Annotated in this window: 16 protein-coding genes; 14 read left to right on the top strand and 2 right to left on the bottom strand. The window is 54.0% G+C overall.

Translation table 11 applies throughout. The features are described 5' to 3' along the window. Positions 1-16: 16 nt before the first annotated feature. From atpF to glmS, 8 genes are all read left to right on the top strand, one after another. Entirely contained in the window at positions 17-487 is a 471-nt protein-coding gene (gene atpF / locus PAGR_RS00330) for a F0F1 ATP synthase subunit B (RefSeq protein ID WP_013023933.1), read from the top strand. Between the two features lie 14 nt (positions 488-501). Further along, the gene (gene atpH, locus PAGR_RS00325) at positions 502-1,035 is read left to right on the top strand and encodes a F0F1 ATP synthase subunit delta (protein ID WP_006121199.1); all 534 of its coding nucleotides are present in this window, start codon (positions 502-504) and stop codon (positions 1,033-1,035) included. 14 nt (positions 1,036-1,049) lie between these two features. After that, entirely contained in the window at positions 1,050-2,591 is a 1,542-nt protein-coding gene (gene atpA / locus PAGR_RS00320) for a F0F1 ATP synthase subunit alpha (RefSeq protein ID WP_013023934.1), read from the top strand. A 52-nt stretch (positions 2,592-2,643) separates the two neighbouring features. Next, positions 2,644-3,510 (top strand): F0F1 ATP synthase subunit gamma, encoded by an 867-nt coding sequence (atpG, locus tag PAGR_RS00315; protein ID WP_006121201.1) that lies wholly within the window; start codon positions 2,644-2,646, stop codon positions 3,508-3,510. Between the two features lie 30 nt (positions 3,511-3,540). Beyond that, on the top strand, positions 3,541-4,938 hold the full coding sequence (gene atpD / locus PAGR_RS00310) for a F0F1 ATP synthase subunit beta (protein WP_014332967.1): 1,398 nt from the start codon (positions 3,541-3,543) through the stop codon (positions 4,936-4,938). A 24-nt stretch (positions 4,939-4,962) separates the two neighbouring features. Beyond that, positions 4,963-5,382, top strand: a complete 420-nt coding sequence (locus PAGR_RS00305) for a F0F1 ATP synthase subunit epsilon (RefSeq protein ID WP_013023936.1) — start codon at positions 4,963-4,965, stop codon at positions 5,380-5,382. Positions 5,383-5,543: 161 nt separating this feature from the next. Continuing rightward, complete coding sequence (gene glmU / locus PAGR_RS00300) at positions 5,544-6,914, top strand: bifunctional UDP-N-acetylglucosamine diphosphorylase/glucosamine-1-phosphate N-acetyltransferase GlmU (protein ID WP_014604723.1); 1,371 nt, start codon at positions 5,544-5,546, stop codon at positions 6,912-6,914. Positions 6,915-7,057: 143 nt separating this feature from the next. Further along, entirely contained in the window at positions 7,058-8,887 is a 1,830-nt protein-coding gene (gene glmS / locus PAGR_RS00295; RefSeq protein WP_013023938.1) for a glutamine--fructose-6-phosphate transaminase (isomerizing), read from the top strand. A 43-nt stretch (positions 8,888-8,930) separates the two neighbouring features. Here glmS and PAGR_RS00290 read toward each other — a convergent pair whose 3' ends face one another. Continuing rightward, positions 8,931-9,314, bottom strand: a complete 384-nt coding sequence (locus tag PAGR_RS00290; RefSeq protein ID WP_014332964.1) for a DUF4349 domain-containing protein — start codon at positions 9,312-9,314, stop codon at positions 8,931-8,933. Between the two features lie 176 nt (positions 9,315-9,490). Between PAGR_RS00290 and pstS the strand changes: the two genes are divergently transcribed. The 6 genes from pstS to PAGR_RS00260 all read left to right on the top strand — a co-directional run bounded on the left by pstS (position 9,491) and on the right by PAGR_RS00260 (position 15,390). Continuing rightward, positions 9,491-10,534 (top strand): phosphate ABC transporter substrate-binding protein PstS, encoded by a 1,044-nt coding sequence (pstS, locus tag PAGR_RS00285; protein WP_014332963.1) that lies wholly within the window; start codon positions 9,491-9,493, stop codon positions 10,532-10,534. An 86-nt stretch (positions 10,535-10,620) separates the two neighbouring features. Further along, on the top strand, positions 10,621-11,583 hold the full coding sequence (pstC, locus tag PAGR_RS00280) for a phosphate ABC transporter permease PstC (RefSeq protein ID WP_013023941.1): 963 nt from the start codon (positions 10,621-10,623) through the stop codon (positions 11,581-11,583). After that, on the top strand, positions 11,580-12,470 hold the full coding sequence (gene pstA / locus PAGR_RS00275; protein ID WP_013023942.1) for a phosphate ABC transporter permease PstA: 891 nt from the start codon (positions 11,580-11,582) through the stop codon (positions 12,468-12,470). Before pstC ends, pstA begins: the two co-directional genes overlap by 4 nt. 44 nt (positions 12,471-12,514) lie before the next feature. Beyond that, the gene (pstB, locus tag PAGR_RS00270) at positions 12,515-13,288 is read left to right on the top strand and encodes a phosphate ABC transporter ATP-binding protein PstB (RefSeq protein WP_013023943.1); all 774 of its coding nucleotides are present in this window, start codon (positions 12,515-12,517) and stop codon (positions 13,286-13,288) included. 17 nt (positions 13,289-13,305) lie between these two features. Then, positions 13,306-14,040 carry a phosphate signaling complex protein PhoU gene (gene phoU, locus PAGR_RS00265; protein ID WP_013023944.1) on the top strand — a complete coding sequence of 245 codons (735 nt, stop codon included), beginning with the start codon at positions 13,306-13,308 and terminating at the stop codon, positions 14,038-14,040. A gap of 111 nt (positions 14,041-14,151) precedes the next feature. Further along, positions 14,152-15,390, top strand: a complete 1,239-nt coding sequence (locus PAGR_RS00260; RefSeq protein WP_013023945.1) for an MFS transporter — start codon at positions 14,152-14,154, stop codon at positions 15,388-15,390. Between the two features lie 292 nt (positions 15,391-15,682). On the opposite strand, the gene xylB is transcribed toward PAGR_RS00260, so the two are convergent. Further along, a complete protein-coding gene (xylB, locus tag PAGR_RS00255) occupies positions 15,683-17,125 on the bottom strand; it encodes a xylulokinase (protein WP_014604722.1) in 1,443 nt (480 codons plus the stop codon). Between the last annotated feature and the right edge of the window lie 13 nt (positions 17,126-17,138).

The following is a 17,138-nucleotide window of genomic DNA, read 5'->3' as shown; positions in this document are numbered from 1 at the left end:
TTAGAGGCATTGTGCTGTGAACATTAATGCAACAATCCTCGGCCAGGCCATCGCGTTCATCCTGTTTGTCGCGTTCTGCATGAAGTACGTATGGCCACCGATTATGGCTGCCATCGAAAAGCGCCAGAAAGAAATTGCTGAAGGCCTTGCTTCTGCTGAACGCGCGAAGAAAGATTTGGATCTCGCGCAGGCTAATGCGACCGACCAGCTGAAAAAAGCGAAAGAGGAAGCTCAGGTCATTATCGAGCAGGCGAACAAGCGTCGCACGCAGATTCTGGACGAAGCCAAGACTGAAGCTGATAACGAACGTACTCGCATTGTTGCACAAGCGCAGGCTGAAATTGACGCCGAACGCAAGCGTGCACGTGAAGAACTGCGTAAGCAAGTCGCGTTGCTGGCAATGGCTGGCGCCGAGAAGATCATCGAACGTTCCGTGGATGAAGCTGCTAACAGCGACATCGTTGATAAACTGGTCGCTGAACTGTAAGGAGGGAGGGGCTGATGTCTGATCTGATTACTGTAGCTCGCCCCTACGCCAAAGCAGCTTTTGACTTTGCTGTTGAGCATCAAAGTATTGAACGCTGGCAAAAGATGCTGGCGTTTGCCGCAGAAGTGGCTGCCAATGAACAGATGGCCGACCTGCTTTCAGGTGCATTAGCACCCGAAGCGCTGGCTGCCTCGTTTAATGCAGTCTGTGGTGATCAACTGGATGAACCCGCACAGAACCTGATTAAGGTGATGGCGGAAAACGGACGTTTGACAGCGCTTCCGGCTGTACTGGCGCAATTCATTCAACTGCGAGACGCTTATGAAGCGACTGCCGAAGTGGATGTTATTTCTGCCAGCACGCTGAGTGACGACCAGCTGACTAAAATCAGCGCCGCGATGGAAAAACGTCTGTCACGCAAAGTTAAGCTGAATTGCAAAATTGATAAGTCTGTGATGGCAGGCGTGATCATCCGTTCGGGTGATCTGGTTATTGATGGCAGCGTACGCGGCCGTCTTGACCGTCTGGCTGACGTCTTGCAGTCTTAAGGGGACTGGAGCATATGCAACTGAATTCCACCGAAATCAGCGAACTGATCAAGCAGCGCATTGCTCAGTTCAATGTCGTGAGTGAAGCTCACAACGAAGGTACTATTGTTTCTGTAAGTGACGGTATCATCCGCGTACACGGCCTGGCCGATGTTATGCAGGGTGAGATGATTTCCCTGCCGGGAAACCGTTACGCTATCGCCCTGAACCTCGAGCGTGACTCTGTAGGTGCGGTGGTGATGGGTCCGTATGCTGACCTGGCCGAAGGCATGAAGGTCAAGTGTACTGGCCGTATTCTTGAAGTACCGGTTGGCCGTGGCCTGCTGGGCCGCGTGGTGAACACCCTGGGTGCACCTATCGACGGTAAAGGCGCGATCGACAACGACGGCTTCTCGCCAGTCGAAGTGATTGCACCAGGTGTTATCGACCGTCAGTCCGTAGACCAGCCTGTTCAGACCGGTTACAAATCTGTCGATGCGATGATTCCAATCGGCCGTGGCCAGCGTGAGCTGATCATAGGTGACCGTCAGACCGGTAAAACCGCAATGGCTATCGACGCCATCATCAACCAGCGCGATTCAGGCATCAAGTGTGTCTACGTTGCGATTGGTCAGAAAGCGTCAACCATTTCTAACGTGGTACGTAAACTGGAAGAGCACGGCGCGCTGGCTAACACCATCGTTGTTGTTGCCTCTGCGTCTGAGTCTGCTGCACTGCAGTATCTGGCTCCGTATGCAGGTTGCGCCATGGGCGAATACTTCCGTGACCGCGGTGAAGATGCGCTGATCGTTTACGATGACCTGTCTAAGCAGGCTGTTGCTTACCGTCAGATTTCTCTGCTGCTGCGCCGTCCACCAGGCCGTGAAGCATTCCCAGGCGACGTGTTCTATCTCCACTCTCGTCTGCTGGAGCGTGCATCACGCGTGAGCGCTGACTACGTTGAGCGCTTCACCAATGGTGAAGTGAAAGGCCAGACCGGTTCTTTGACCGCGCTGCCAATCATCGAAACTCAGGCGGGTGACGTTTCTGCGTTCGTTCCGACCAACGTAATCTCGATTACTGATGGTCAGATCTTCCTGGAATCTAACCTGTTCAACTCCGGTATCCGTCCTGCTGTTAACCCGGGTATCTCTGTATCCCGTGTGGGTGGTGCTGCTCAGACTAAGATCATCAAGAAACTGTCCGGTGGTATTCGTACCGCGCTGGCGCAGTATCGTGAACTGGCGGCCTTCTCCCAGTTTGCATCTGATCTGGACGATGCAACCCGTAAACAGCTGAGCCACGGTCAGAAAGTGACCGAGCTGCTGAAGCAGAAACAGTATGCGCCGATGTCGGTTGCGCAGCAGGGTCTGGTGCTTTTCGCAGCGGAACGCGGCTATCTGAACGACGTTGAGCTGGCAAAAATTGGTAGCTTTGAAGCTGCTCTGCTGGCGTTCGCAGATCGCGATCACGCCGAGCTGATGGCTGAAATCAACCAGTCTGGTAACTTCAATAACGATATCGAAGAGAAGCTGAAAGGCCTCCTCGAAACGTTTAAAGCAACCCAGTCCTGGTAATGTCTGGCGGCTTGTCTGAAAGGGCAAGCCGCAAGGCTTTGAGGAGAAGCTAATGGCCGGCGCAAAAGAAATACGTACCAAGATCGGAAGCGTAAAAAATACGCAGAAGATCACCAAAGCGATGGAAATGGTCGCCGCCTCCAAAATGCGTAAAACGCAGGAACGCATGGCGGCCAGCCGTCCGTATGCAGATACCATGCGCAAAGTGATTGGTCACCTTGCACTGGGGAATCTGGAATACAAGCACCCTTACCTGGATGAGCGCGACGTTAAGCGCGTCGGCTACCTGGTCGTTTCGACTGACCGCGGGCTTTGTGGTGGTTTGAACGTTAACCTGTTCAAAAAATTGCTGGCAGAGATGAAGGCCTGGTCCGACAAAGGCGTACAGAGCGATCTGGCCATTGTGGGATCGAAAGGCGTGTCATTCTTCGGCGCTGTTGGTGGCAATGTAGTGGCACAGGTCACTGGCATGGGCGATAAGCCTGCGCTGTCTGATCTTATCGGCCCGGTAAAAGTGATGTTGCAGGCCTACGATGAAGGCCGCATCGACAAGCTGTACATTGTTAACAACAAGTTCAACAACACCATGTCTCAGACTCCGACCATTACCCAACTGCTGCCGTTACCGCCAGCGGAAGGTGAAGAAGAGATGAAGGCGAAGACCTGGGATTACCTGTACGAGCCCGATCCGAAAGCGCTGCTGGATACGCTGCTGCGTCGCTATGTCGAATCGCAGGTTTATCAGGGTGTGGTGGAAAACCTGGCCAGTGAGCAGGCCGCACGTATGGTGGCAATGAAAGCTGCAACCGATAACGGCGGAAATCTGATCAAAGAGCTGCAGTTGGTTTACAACAAAGCTCGTCAGGCCAGCATCACCCAGGAACTTACCGAGATCGTCTCGGGAGCCTCCGCGGTTTAACCAGGTTTGGAATTAGGTAGAGGATTCAAGATGGCAGCTGGAAAGATTGTCCAGATTATCGGCGCCGTAGTTGACGTCGAATTCCCTCAGGATGCAGTACCGCAAGTGTACAGCGCTCTTGAGGTTAAGAATGGTGATGCTCGTCTGGTGCTGGAAGTTCAGCAGCAGCTGGGTGGTGGCGTGGTTCGTACTATCGCCATGGGTACTTCTGACGGCCTGAAGCGCGGTCTGGAAGTCACCGACCTGAAAAAACCGATCCAGGTACCGGTTGGTAAAGCAACCCTCGGCCGTATCATGAACGTGCTGGGCGAGCCTATCGACATGAAAGGCGACCTGACAGAAGAAGACGGCAGCGCAGTAGAGGTTTCCTCTATTCACCGCCCTGCGCCTTCTTATGAAGATCAGTCTAACTCGCAGGAACTGCTGGAAACCGGCATCAAGGTTATCGACCTGATGTGTCCGTTCGCTAAGGGCGGTAAAGTCGGTCTGTTCGGTGGTGCGGGTGTAGGTAAAACCGTAAACATGATGGAGCTGATCCGTAACATTGCGGCTGAGCACTCAGGTTACTCGGTATTTGCCGGCGTGGGTGAGCGTACTCGTGAGGGTAACGACTTCTACCACGAAATGACTGACTCCAACGTTATCGATAAAGTTGCGCTGGTGTATGGCCAGATGAACGAGCCGCCGGGTAACCGTCTGCGCGTGGCACTGACCGGTCTGACCATGGCGGAGAAATTCCGTGATGAAGGCCGCGACGTTCTGCTGTTCATCGACAACATCTACCGTTATACCCTGGCCGGTACGGAAGTATCCGCGCTGCTGGGTCGTATGCCATCTGCGGTAGGTTATCAGCCAACGCTGGCAGAAGAGATGGGTGTGTTGCAGGAGCGTATTACCTCCACCAAGACAGGTTCAATCACCTCCGTACAGGCCGTATACGTGCCAGCGGATGACTTGACTGACCCGTCACCAGCAACCACCTTTGCTCACTTAGACTCAACAGTTACCCTGAGCCGTCAGATCGCCTCGCTGGGTATCTACCCGGCCGTTGACCCGCTGGACTCCACCAGCCGTCAGCTGGATCCACTGGTTGTGGGTCAGGAGCACTACGACGTTGCACGTGGCGTACAGTCACTGCTGCAGCGTTATCAGGAACTGAAAGACATCATCGCCATCCTGGGTATGGACGAGCTGTCTGAAGAAGACAAACTGCTGGTGGCACGTGCGCGTAAGATTCAGCGCTTCCTGTCTCAGCCGTTCTTCGTAGCAGAAGTGTTCACCGGTTCTCCAGGTAAATACGTAACGCTGAAAGACACCATCCGTGGCTTTAAAGGCATCATGGAAGGTGAATTTGACCACCTGCCAGAGCAGGCCTTCTACATGGTTGGCGCCATCGAAGAAGCGGTCGAAAAAGCGAAGAAACTGTAATAACGGTTTCCCAGGAGGAAAATTATGGCTATGACTTATCACCTGGATGTTGTCAGCGCAGAGAGCCAACTGTTCTCTGGTCTGGTACAGAAAATTCAGGTGTCAGGTAGCGAAGGTGAACTGGGGATTTTCCCTGGCCATGCCCCGTTGCTGACTGCCATTAAGCCTGGAATGATCCGTATCGTGAAACAGCACGGCGAAGAGGAGTTTATTTACCTCTCTGGCGGCGTGCTGGAAGTGCAGCCTGGCAGCACCACCGTTCTGGCCGATACCGCGATTCGCGGTACCGATCTGGACGAAGCGCGTGCGCTGGAAGCAAAACGTAAAGCAGAAGAGCATATGAACAGCAGCCACGGCGACGTGGACTACGCTCAGGCTTCTGCGGAACTGGCGAAAGCCATTGCGAAACTGCGCGTGATCGAGCTGACCAAAAAAGCGATGTAATCCGGCTTTGTGCGTCACGAAATGCCAGCCCATTGGGTTGGCATTTTTTTTGCGTGACGGTAAAGCAAAAGGATGCTGGCTAATTTCGGGCCGAGAAAAATGTAGTAATCTCAGTGCTAAATCGTTTAACTTTCTTCAGTCTACAATCAGTCAGGATAGATATGTCTAACAGTGCGATGAGTGTGGTGATTCTTGCTGCTGGCAAGGGCACCCGTATGTATTCCGATCTGCCGAAAGTGTTGCATATGCTGGCAGGAAAACCGATGGTTCAGCACGTCATTGATGCCGCAAAGGGCCTGGGTGCAAAGCATGTGCACCTGGTATACGGGCACGGTGGTGACCAACTCAAAGCAACGTTAAACGACAGCACAGTAAACTGGGTGCTACAGGCAGAGCAGCTGGGTACAGGCCACGCTATGCAGCAGGCGGCCCCTCACTTCTCCGATGACGAAGACATCATGATGCTCTATGGTGATGTCCCGCTGATTTCTGAAGCTACCTTACAGCGTCTGCGCGAAGCAAAACCCGCGGGCGGTATCGGTTTATTAACGGTCGTCCTGGATAATCCCACCGGTTACGGTCGCATCGTACGCGAGAATGACACCATCGTAGGCATTGTTGAACAAAAAGATGCCACGCCTTCTCAACTGACCATTAACGAAATCAATACCGGTATCCTGATCGCCAATGGCGGCGATCTTAAGCGCTGGCTGTCCCAGTTGAATAACAATAATGCTCAGGGCGAATTCTACATTACCGATATTATTGCCCTTGCGCATGAAGAAGGTCGGGTGATTAATGCAGTGCATCCGGCCCGCAATAGCGAAACTGACGGTGTCAATAATCGCCTGCAACTGGCCACGCTTGAGCGGACTTACCAAAGCGAGCAGGCTGAAAAACTGCTGTTGGCAGGCGTCATGCTCCGCGATCCTGCGCGTTTCGATCTGCGTGGCACCCTGCAGCATGGCCGTGATGTTGAAATTGACACCAACGTTATCATTGAAGGCCAGGTGACGCTGGGCAACCGGGTCAAAATTGGTGCTGGCTGCGTCATCAAAAACAGCGTTATCGGGGATGACTGTGATATCAGCCCCTATTCGGTGATCGAGGATGCAAATCTGGCTGCAGACTGTACCGTAGGGCCATTTGCGCGTCTGCGTCCGGGAAGTGAGCTGGCTCAGGCCGCGCACGTAGGTAATTTTGTCGAGATGAAGAAAGCCCGACTGGGTAAAGGGTCCAAAGCGGGTCACCTCTCTTACCTGGGCGATGCCGAGATTGGTGCCAATGTGAATATTGGGGCGGGAACGATCACCTGTAATTACGATGGCGCGAATAAATTCAAAACGATCATTGGCGATAACGTCTTTGTAGGATCGGACACGCAGCTGGTCGCGCCGGTCAATGTGGCGGCAGGCGCGACTATCGCAGCGGGCACCACGGTAATGAAAGATGTCTCTGCAGCCGATCTGGTCTATAACCGTAAAGAACAGAACCATAAAGCCGGTTGGCAACGTCCGCAGAAGAAAAAATAATTTTACGGCCCGTGATACACGGGCCGCTTGCAGTACCAAAACTATAATCCCCACTCTCTACAAGGCTCGGGGAACCGGCAAAGCCGGACTATCAGGTCATATGACAACGCAATGGCGAACAGCCATGAAGTCAGGAAATAACTATGTGTGGAATTGTTGGTGCAGTAGCACAACGTGATATCGCAGAAATTTTGTTAGAAGGGTTACGCCGCCTGGAGTACCGCGGTTATGACTCAGCCGGTCTTGCCGTCGTCGATCAGCAGGGGCACGTAACGCGCCTGCGTCGTCTGGGAAAGGTTCAGATGCTGGCTGCTGCCGCTGAAGAACAGCCCCTTGTTGGCGGAACAGGCATTGCTCACACCCGCTGGGCAACCCATGGCGAGCCCTCAGAAGCCAACGCGCATCCGCACGTTTCTGAGCACATCGTTATCGTCCATAACGGCATTATTGAAAACCATGAGCCCCTGCGTGAAGCGCTGATGGCGAAGGGTTATCACTTCGCCTCAGAAACCGATACCGAAGTGGTGGCGCATCTGGTCCATCTGGAACAGAAACAGGGCGGCTCGCTGCGTGAAGTTGTACAGCGCGTGATCCCTCAGCTGCGCGGCGCCTATGGCATGGTGATTATGGACAGCCGCGATCCGTCGCTGCTGGTGGCGGCTCGTTCCGGAAGTCCGCTGGTCATTGGCCGTGGTGTGGGTGAAAACTTTATCGCTTCTGACCAACTGGCGCTGCTACCGGTCACTCGCCGCTTCATTTATCTGGAAGAGGGCGATATCGCTGAAATTAGCCGTCGTGATGTCACCATCATTGATGGCAACGGCAATAACGTCCGTCGTGAAGAGATCGAGTCCAGCGTGCAGTATGATGCGGGCGACAAAGGCCAGTATCGTCACTACATGCAGAAAGAGATCTATGAGCAACCGAATGCGATTAAAAACACCTTAACAGGGCGTTTTAACCACGGTGAAGTGGATCTCAGTGAACTGGGGCCAAATGCAGAAGCCCTGCTCAGCAAGGTTGAGCATGTTCAGATCATTGCCTGCGGCACCTCATATAACTCCGGTATGGTTTCGCGTTACTGGTTCGAGGCGCTGGCAAACGTCCCTTGCGACGTCGAAATCGCGTCTGAATTCCGCTATCGCAAATCTGCTGTGCGTAAAAACAGCCTGCTGATTACCCTCTCTCAGTCGGGTGAAACCGCTGATACGCTGGCTGCGCTGCGCCTGTCCAAAGAGCTGGGTTATCTGGGATCGCTGGCCATTTGTAACGTCGCGGGTTCGTCGCTGGTGCGCGAATCCGATCTGGCGCTGATGACCAAAGCGGGCACTGAGATTGGTGTGGCCTCCACAAAGGCCTTTACCACCCAACTCACCGTGCTGCTGATGCTGGTGGCAAAACTCGGCCGCCTCAATGGCATGTCCGCAGAAAAAGAGCATGAGATTGTTCATGGTCTGCAGGCGTTGCCAAGCCGCATTGAGCAAATGCTGGCGCAGGATAAGCTGATTGAAAACCTGGCTGAAGATTTCTCTGATAAGCACCATGCGCTGTTCCTGGGTCGTGGCGATCAATATCCGATCGCCATGGAAGGGGCGCTGAAGCTGAAGGAAATTTCGTATATTCATGCGGAAGCTTATGCCGCGGGCGAACTCAAGCACGGTCCGCTGGCACTGATCGATGCTGACATGCCGGTCATCGTGGTGGCACCGAACAACGAGCTGTTAGAGAAGCTGAAATCGAATATCGAAGAGGTGCGCGCGCGCGGCGGTCTGCTGTACGTGTTTGCCGATCAGGATGCCGGTTTCAGTGACAGCGAGGGAATGAAGATCATTCCCTTGCCGCACGTTGAAGAGGCCATTGCGCCTATCTTCTATACCGTGCCGCTCCAGCTACTCTCCTATCATGTCGCCCTGATTAAAGGCACCGATGTGGATCAGCCGCGTAATCTGGCGAAATCGGTCACGGTCGAGTAAAGCCTCTCACGCGTGAATCCCACCAGGGATTCACGCGTTCCATTTATTTGATTTTGCTGCTGACTTGCTCAATTACGCGCTGCTGATCGCTGATTTTACGGTTAGCCTCATCGAGTGAGCGTTGCAGGTTATTGATCGTATCTTCATTTTTACTGAGCTTTTGTGTGAGCTGGTTGAGGGTATCAGTCTGGTTTTCTTGCGTTTTTAATAATTTCTCTACATTCTCCTTCGTTTTACTCACATCCTCAGCATTGACAGAAGCTTGTCTGACCGCGCCACCACTATCAATTGTGGCCAGAGTGCCTCTGTTATCTGTCATTGCAAAAGATTCATCCGAATGAATCTGCGGTACGTCGTACGCCTGGGCGCTGGCCAGCGTACAGAGGACGACGATATTGCCTACCAGAAGCTTCTTCATAAATTTCATCGAACATGTCCTTTTCAATAGTGGGCTTGTAAAAATTAGCAATAATTGTGTCTGTCATATAACTGTAATATTAACTACATTTTTCTGTCACTAAACTGTCCTATTTTCCCTCCTGCAGCAATCACTGACTCTTACTAAAAAGGCACTTAGCCTGACTTTTCTCCCCTGGAGGGAACATGACACTGATGCGTAGCACCGTAGCCCGAATCCTCGCCGCCTCTCTTGCCGTTAGTGCGGTTTCTGCCTTTGCAGCCACCGATCTGACTGGTGCTGGCGGTACATTCCCGGCGCCGGTTTATGCCAAGTGGGCAGCAGAGTATCAGCAAGCCACCGGTAGCAAAATTAACTATCAGGGCATTGGTTCATCTGGCGGTGTAAAACAAATTATCGCCAAAACCGTTGATTTCGGTGCGTCCGATGCGCCTATGAAAGACGAAGATCTGCAGAAGAATGGGCTGTTCCAGTTCCCTACCGTGATCGGTGGTGTGGTGCTGGCGGTTAACCTGCCAGGCGTAAAATCTGGCCAACTGACGCTGGACGGAAAAACCGTAGGTGATATCTATCTCGGCAATATCAAGAAGTGGAACGATCCAGCGATCGTTAAACTGAACCCGGGCGTGAAACTGCCAGACACCAACATCAACGTGGTGCGCCGCGCGGATGGTTCAGGTACCTCTTTCGTTTTCACCAGCTACCTGGCGAAAGTGAATGAAGAGTGGAACAGCAAAATTGGTAAAGGAAACACCGTTAACTGGCCAACCGGTCTGGGCGGTAAAGGTAACGACGGCGTTGCGGCGTTCGTTCAGCGTCTGCCAGGCTCCATTGGTTACGTTGAGTACGCGTATGCCAAACAGAATAACCTGACCTACACCAAGCTGATGGATGCAGACGGTAAGGCCGTTGCGCCAAGCGAAATCAGCTTCTCTAATGCCGCAAAAGGCGCAGACTGGAGCAAATCGTTTGCCCAGGATCTGACCTTCCAGAAAGGCAATGATGCATGGCCGATCACCTCAACCACCTTTATCCTGATTTACAAAGACCAGGCTAATGCGGCGAAAGGTGCCGAAGTACTGAAATTCTTCGACTGGGCTTATAAAGACGGCGGCAAAACGGCTAACGCCCTGGATTATGCCACCCTGCCTGAGAGCGTAGTTCAGCAGATCCGTGCCGCATGGAAAGCCAATATCAAAGACAGTTCAGGTAAAGCGCTTTACAAGTAAGTGAATGACCCTGGCCGGACATCAGTCTGGTCAGCCTTCAGGGGCGGCGTCTGCCGCCCTGATAACTTCTGAGGACTGAGACTTCTATGGCTGCAACGAAGTCGGCATTCAAAGCCCCAGGCAAGCAAGGTGACAGAGTTTTCGGTGCGCTGGTAAAACTCTCTGCGCTGATCGTCTTGTTACTGATGGGCGGCATCATTGTCTCCCTGATCTTCTCTTCCTGGCCGAGCATACAGAAATTTGGTTTCGCCTTTTTGTGGACCAAAACCTGGGACGCCCCTAACGAACAATTTGGTGCGCTGGTACCGATTTACGGTACGCTCGTCACCTCAATTATTGCCCTGATTATTGCGGTACCGGTCAGTTTCGGTATTGCGCTTTTCCTTACTGAACTCGCACCAGGCTGGTTACGTCGTCCACTGGGGACCGCCATTGAGCTGTTAGCGGCGATCCCCAGCATTGTTTACGGCATGTGGGGCTTATTTGTTTTTGCGCCACTGTTCGCACAGTACTTCCAGACGCCGGTTGGCGATGTGATGTCGGGCATTCCTATCATTGGCGAGCTGTTTTCTGGCCCCGCATTTGGTATCGGTATCCTGGCCGCAGGCGTTATCCTGGCCATCATGATCATCCCCTACATTGCCTCGGTAATGCGCGACGTGTTCGAACAGACGCCGGTGATGATGAAAGAGTCGGCTTACGGCATTGGCTGTACGACCTGGGAAGTGATTTGGCGTATTGTTCTGCCCTTCACCAAAAATGGGGTGATCGGCGGTGTCATGCTCGGTCTGGGACGTGCACTGGGTGAAACCATGGCCGTGACCTTTATTATCGGTAATACCTACCAGTTAGACAGCGCCTCGCTGTTTATGCCCGGCAACAGTATCACCTCAGCGCTGGCGAACGAATTCGCTGAAGCAGAATCAGGCGTACACGTTGCGGCCCTGATGGAACTGGGCCTGATTCTGTTTGTGATTACCTTTATCGTGCTGGCGATTTCAAAGTTAATGATTATGCGGCTGGCCAAAAGTGAAGGAGCGCGATCATGACAACGATGGAAGTGCAGGCTCGCGCTGAGCTGGAAGCGTCACGTCGTAAGATGCAGTCGTGGCGCAGTACCAAAAACAAAATTGCGCTGACGATGTCGTTACTGACCATGGCTTTTGGCCTGTTCTGGTTAGTGTGGATTCTGTTTACTACGGTAAGCCGTGGCATTGATGGTTTGTCATGGTCGCTGTTTACGGAGTCCACTCCGCCGCCAAACACCGCGGGTGGTGGCTTAGCCAATGCCCTGGCGGGAAGCGGTTTACTGATTTTCTGGTCTACCTTCTTCGGTACGCCGTTGGGCATTATGGCCGGCGTTTATCTGGCGGAGTACGGACGCAAATCAGCACTGGCAGAAGTGATTCGTTTTATTAATGACATTCTGCTGTCCGCTCCGTCGATTGTGGTTGGCCTGTTTGTCTACACCATCGTCGTGGCGCAGATGCACCACTTCTCCGGCTGGGCCGGCGTGATTGCGCTGGCGCTGCTGCAGGTTCCGATAGTGATTCGAACCACGGAAAACATGTTGCGACTGGTACCCGACAGCATGCGCGAAGCCGCCTATGCGTTGGGTACGCCGAAATGGAAGATGATCTCGGCGATTACGCTCAAGGCGTCGGTTTCCGGCATCATCACCGGTGTCCTGTTAGCGATTGCCCGTATCGCCGGTGAAACCGCGCCGCTGCTGTTTACTGCGCTGTCGAATCAGTTCTGGAGCACTGACATGATGCAGCCCGTGGCTAACCTCCCGGTCACCATATTTAAATTCGCCATGAGCCCGTTTGCCGAGTGGCAGAGCCTGGCCTGGGCTGGCGTATTGATTATTACCCTGTGCGTGCTGCTGCTGAATATCGTAGCAAGAGTGGTTTTCGCCAAGGGTAAACACGGTTAACTACCGACACTGCCCTGTGCGGTGTCGATTAAGAGAGAAAAACAATGAGTACTGCGACTGCGTCAGCCGGAAAAATCGAGGTTCGTAACCTGAATTTCTATTACGGCAAGTTTCACGCTCTGAAAAACATTAATCTGGATATTGCTAAAAACCAGGTTACGGCGTTTATTGGGCCATCAGGCTGTGGTAAGTCCACCCTGCTGCGCACTTTCAACAAAATGTATTCGCTCTATCCGGATCAGCGTGCCGAAGGTGATATTCTGCTGGATGGCGACAATATTCTGGCGTCGCATCAGGATATCGCGCTGTTGCGGGCGCGCGTTGGCATGGTGTTTCAGAAGCCAACGCCTTTCCCAATGTCGATTTATGACAACATCGCTTTCGGCGTGCGCCTGTTCGAGAAGCTGTCTCGTGCCGACATGGATGAGCGCGTGCAGTGGGCCCTGACCAAAGCGGCCCTGTGGAACGAAACCAAAGACAAGCTGCACCAGAGTGGCTACAGCCTGTCGGGTGGACAGCAGCAGCGTTTATGCATTGCCCGCGGCATCGCTATCCGTCCGGAAGTGCTGCTGCTGGATGAGCCATGCTCAGCCCTGGATCCGATTTCCACCGGCCGTATCGAAGAATTAATTACCGAACTGAAGCAGGATTATACGGTTGTGATCGTGACCCATAACATGCAGCAGGCTGCACGGTGTTCCGACCACACGGCATTTATGTATCTGGGCGAACTGATTGAGTTCAGCGACACCGACACGCTGTTCACCAAGCCGGCACAGAAACAAACAGAAGACTACATCACAGGTCGCTACGGCTGATTTGACAGGAGATCGCCATGGACAGTTTAAATCTGAATAAACACATCTCCGGTCAGTTCAACGCTGAACTGGAGCACATCCGCACTCAGGTGATGATTATGGGCGGGCTGGTCGAGCAACAGCTGACCGATGCGATTACCGCCATGCATAACCTGGACGGTGAGCTGGCCCAGCGCGTCATCGATGGCGACCAGAAGGTCAACATGATGGAAGTGGAGATTGATGAGGCTTGCGTGCGCATCATTGCCAAACGCCAGCCTACTGCGATTGACCTGCGTCTGGTTATGGCAATTATTAAGACCATTTCCGAGCTGGAACGTATCGGCGACGTGGCCGAGAAAATCAGCCGTACCGCACTGGAGAAGTTTGGTCAGCAACATCTGCCTCTGCTGGTCAGCCTGGAATCCCTGGGCCGCCACACCGTACAGATGCTGCATGACGTACTGGACGCGTTTGCACGTATGGATCTTAACGAAGCCGTTCAGATCTACCGCGAAGATAAAAAAGTGGATAAAGAGTACGAAGGGATTGTGCGTCAGCTGATGACTTACATGATGGAAGATCCCCGTACGATTCCCAGCGTGTTAACTGCACTGTTCTGCGCCCGCGCCATCGAGCGTATTGGTGACCGCTGCCAGAACATCTGCGAAATTATTTTCTACTTCGTCAAAGGTCAGGATTTCCGTCACGTCGGCGGAGACAAGCTTGATGAGCTCTTATCCGGCGACGACGGCAGTAATAAACCTTCTTGATTCTGCACAACCGTGTGCTATTCAGGCGCACGGTTGCGGCTATTCTGCATAGACCTCATCAGCATCGCTCTTTATACTTGCGCCAGTTTTTTAACCAACGGGTGCTGACTCATGTCCTCTTCTTCCTCTTCTAAGCAGAGCGTTACGCCTGCCAAAGCGATGCTGGCTGCCGTCAGTGGTTATGCCATGGATGGATTCGACCTGCTGATTCTGGGATTTATGCTGCCCGCCATTAGCCTGTCGCTGGCGCTTGATCCCTCACAGGCGGGCTCGCTGGTGACCTGGACGCTGATTGGTGCCGTGATTGGCGGCATCGTGTTTGGCCATCTCAGCGATCGTTACGGGCGTATTCGTGTCTTAACCATTACGATACTGATGTTCTCCGTTTTTACCGGCCTGTGCGCGGTGGCTCAGGGTTACTGGGATCTGCTGGCGTACCGCACGCTGGCTGGAATGGGGCTCGGCGGCGAGTTTGGTATCGGCATGGCGCTGATTGCGGAAGCCTGGCCGGCAGAGAAGCGCAACCGCGCATCGGCGTGGGTCGGGATCGGCTGGCAACTGGGGGTTCTGCTGGCGGCGTTTATCACGCCGCCGTTGCTGAGTGTTATTGGCTGGCGCGGGATGTTCCTTGTGGGGCTGCTGCCCGCGCTGGTGTCGTTTATCATTCGCCGCAGCATGGGCGAACCTGAGAGCTTTACCCGTCAGATCAAACATGTTCCCTCGCTGTCTTTTCCCGCCCGACTGAAATTGCTGGTTAAAGACCGCGCCACCAGCAAGGCCAGTCTGGGGATCTTTATTCTCTGCTCCGTCCAGAACTTTGGTTATTACGGCCTGATGATCTGGATGCCGAGCTACCTCTCATCAAACTTCGGTTTCAGCCTGACAAAATCCGGCCTCTGGACGGCAGTAACCGTGGTCGGCATGACTTTTGGCATCTGGTTGTTTGGCGTGCTGGCGGACCGCTTTGCACGTTGGAAAATTTTCCTGCTTTATCAGTTCGGCGCAGTCGTGATGGTTGTGGTTTATGCGCAACTGCGCGATCCCACCGTTATGCTGTTTACGGGCGCCCTGATGGGGCTGTTTGTTAATGGCATGATCGGCGGATACGGTGCATTAATCTCGGATACCTTCCCACCGCAGGTGCGCGCGACCGCGCAAAATGTGTTGTTTAACCTGGGACGTGGCGTCGGTGGATTCGGCCCGCTGGTGATCGGCCTGCTGGCAGGCAAGTTTTCTTTCGTGGCGGCCATTACCTTACTGGCGCTCATCTACCTGCTGGATATTGTGGCAACGCTGTTCCTGCTGCCGAAGAAGCAGAGTCAGGACGATGCGCTGGGGGCAATTGGCTAAGTAACCTGACTAATGTAAACCGGCCTCACAAAGAAGACGGTTTACGTGGTGAGCCAGGGCAGTATCAGATGCACCTCTACCATTTCAAATTTCAGGCTAATTTTTCGCATGAATCGCGCGATTTGCATCGTTGGTCGCGCAGGGTCAGGTTCTGCCGCTGCAACCTTTATGAACCCTGAGGAAATGATGAGGGCAAGATAGCCCGACAGTGCCACGGTGGCAGATTGTTGTGAGCATGATGAGAGACATCGCTCAGATAAAAGGGCAACATTGTTGCCCTCGGGTTGGATTACTACTGCATCAACGGCAGCAGCTGCTGATACAGCCGGCTGAACGTCTCACGTCTCGGCTGATAGTGCGCATGACGCGCCGGGTCCGGCTGGTGGCGCTGCACCTGCTTCAAGGCAGGCACGGTCAGATTCTCATCCAGCGCCATTTGCGCCAGACGGGCTGCGCCCAGCGCGGGTCCGACATCGCCACCTTCGCAGTAATCCAGCGTCTGTCCGCTGATATCCGCCAGCATCTGGCGCCAGTAGCCGCTACGGGCGCCGCCGCCAATCAGCATGATACTGCTGGGCGTCACACCACATTCGTGTACCACATCCATGCCTTCGGCCAGTGCAAAACCAACGCCTTCCAGCACGGCTTGCGCCAGCTCTGGTCGTCCGTGCTGGTGGGTAAAGCCAAAGAAGCTGCCACAGGCGTGCGGATTATTATGCGGGGTGCGTTCCCCCGACAGATAAGGCAAAAACCACAGCGGCGGCGCATCCTGTTTTGCCCGCTCCGCCTCTGACAATAAATGAGGAACATCGTCGCAGCCGGTCAGCGCAGCCGCCCAGTCAAGGCAGGACGCAGCACTGAGCATCACGGACATCAGATGCCAGCGCTGTGGCAGGGCATGACAAAAGCTATGAACGGCACGTTGCGGATTACTGAGATAGCCGTCGCTGACCACAAAATAGACGCCGGACGTTCCCAGCGACAACATGCCTTGCCCCGGCGCTGTCATACCGACACCCACTGCGCCGGCAGCGTTATCGCCCCCACCTGCCACCAGCGGCACCTGAGGCAGTTTCCAGCGCTGTGCGATATCCGCTGACAGCGCACCGGTAATCTGATTACCTTCAAACAGCGCAGGCATGTGGTGACGCGCCAGCCCGCAGGTCGCCAGCATCACATCACTCCAGTCACGCTTTTCCACATCCAGCCACATTGTGCCCGCCGCATCTGACATATCGCTGGCAAATTCGCCGCTCAGTCGCCAGCGCAGGTAATCTTTGGGCAACAGCACTTTTGCGACCTGAGCAAAAACGTCAGGCTCATGCTCTTTCAGCCACAGCAGCTTTGGCGCGGTGAAGCCCGGCATCATCAGGTTTCCGGTGATCTGACGCGATTCAGGCACCCGCTGTTCCAGCTCACGGCACTGATCGCCGCTGCGTCCGTCATTCCAGAGAATGGCCGGGCGCAGCACCTGATGCTGTGCGTCAAGCAGCGTAGCGCCGTGCATCTGCCCGGTCAGGCCAATCGCTTTTACCCCACTCAGATCGTGCTGCTGGGCCAGTGCCTGTATCGCGCGGTCTGTCGCCAGCCACCAGCTTTCGGGATCTTGTTCGCTCCACAACGGCTGCGGGCGGGAAACCGTCAAGGGTGAGGTTTCCACCGCAACAACCACGCCTTGCTCATCCAGCAGCACAACCTTAACGCCGGATGTGCCGATATCGATCCCGATTACCATGTCGCGCTCCTTA

It is taken from the genome of Pantoea ananatis PA13, from assembly GCF_000233595.1.
In the GTDB taxonomy this organism is placed as follows: Bacteria; Pseudomonadota; Gammaproteobacteria; order Enterobacterales; family Enterobacteriaceae; genus Pantoea; species Pantoea ananatis.
This window is presented reverse-complemented; position numbering and strand designations above follow the sequence as displayed.

Excerpts from the sequence above, each read along its gene's own strand:
- xylB (WP_014604722.1), bottom strand. The coding sequence starts at position 17,125 with ATGGTAATCGGGATCGATATCGGCACATCCGGCGTTAAGGTTGTGCTG.
- PAGR_RS00305 (WP_013023936.1), top strand. The coding sequence starts at position 4,963 with ATGGCTATGACTTATCACCTGGATGTTGTCAGCGCAGAGAGCCAACTG.
- pstB (WP_013023943.1), top strand. The coding sequence starts at position 12,515 with ATGAGTACTGCGACTGCGTCAGCCGGAAAAATCGAGGTTCGTAACCTG.
- phoU (WP_013023944.1), top strand. The coding sequence starts at position 13,306 with ATGGACAGTTTAAATCTGAATAAACACATCTCCGGTCAGTTCAACGCT.
- atpA (WP_013023934.1), top strand. The coding sequence starts at position 1,050 with ATGCAACTGAATTCCACCGAAATCAGCGAACTGATCAAGCAGCGCATT.
- glmS (WP_013023938.1), top strand. The coding sequence starts at position 7,058 with ATGTGTGGAATTGTTGGTGCAGTAGCACAACGTGATATCGCAGAAATT.
- pstC (WP_013023941.1), top strand. The coding sequence starts at position 10,621 with ATGGCTGCAACGAAGTCGGCATTCAAAGCCCCAGGCAAGCAAGGTGAC.
- pstS (WP_014332963.1), top strand. The coding sequence starts at position 9,491 with ATGACACTGATGCGTAGCACCGTAGCCCGAATCCTCGCCGCCTCTCTT.
- PAGR_RS00290 (WP_014332964.1), bottom strand. The coding sequence starts at position 9,314 with ATGAAATTTATGAAGAAGCTTCTGGTAGGCAATATCGTCGTCCTCTGT.
- PAGR_RS00260 (WP_013023945.1), top strand. The coding sequence starts at position 14,152 with ATGTCCTCTTCTTCCTCTTCTAAGCAGAGCGTTACGCCTGCCAAAGCG.
- atpH (WP_006121199.1), top strand. The coding sequence starts at position 502 with ATGTCTGATCTGATTACTGTAGCTCGCCCCTACGCCAAAGCAGCTTTT.
- atpD (WP_014332967.1), top strand. The coding sequence starts at position 3,541 with ATGGCAGCTGGAAAGATTGTCCAGATTATCGGCGCCGTAGTTGACGTC.
- glmU (WP_014604723.1), top strand. The coding sequence starts at position 5,544 with ATGTCTAACAGTGCGATGAGTGTGGTGATTCTTGCTGCTGGCAAGGGC.
- pstA (WP_013023942.1), top strand. The coding sequence starts at position 11,580 with ATGACAACGATGGAAGTGCAGGCTCGCGCTGAGCTGGAAGCGTCACGT.
- atpG (WP_006121201.1), top strand. The coding sequence starts at position 2,644 with ATGGCCGGCGCAAAAGAAATACGTACCAAGATCGGAAGCGTAAAAAAT.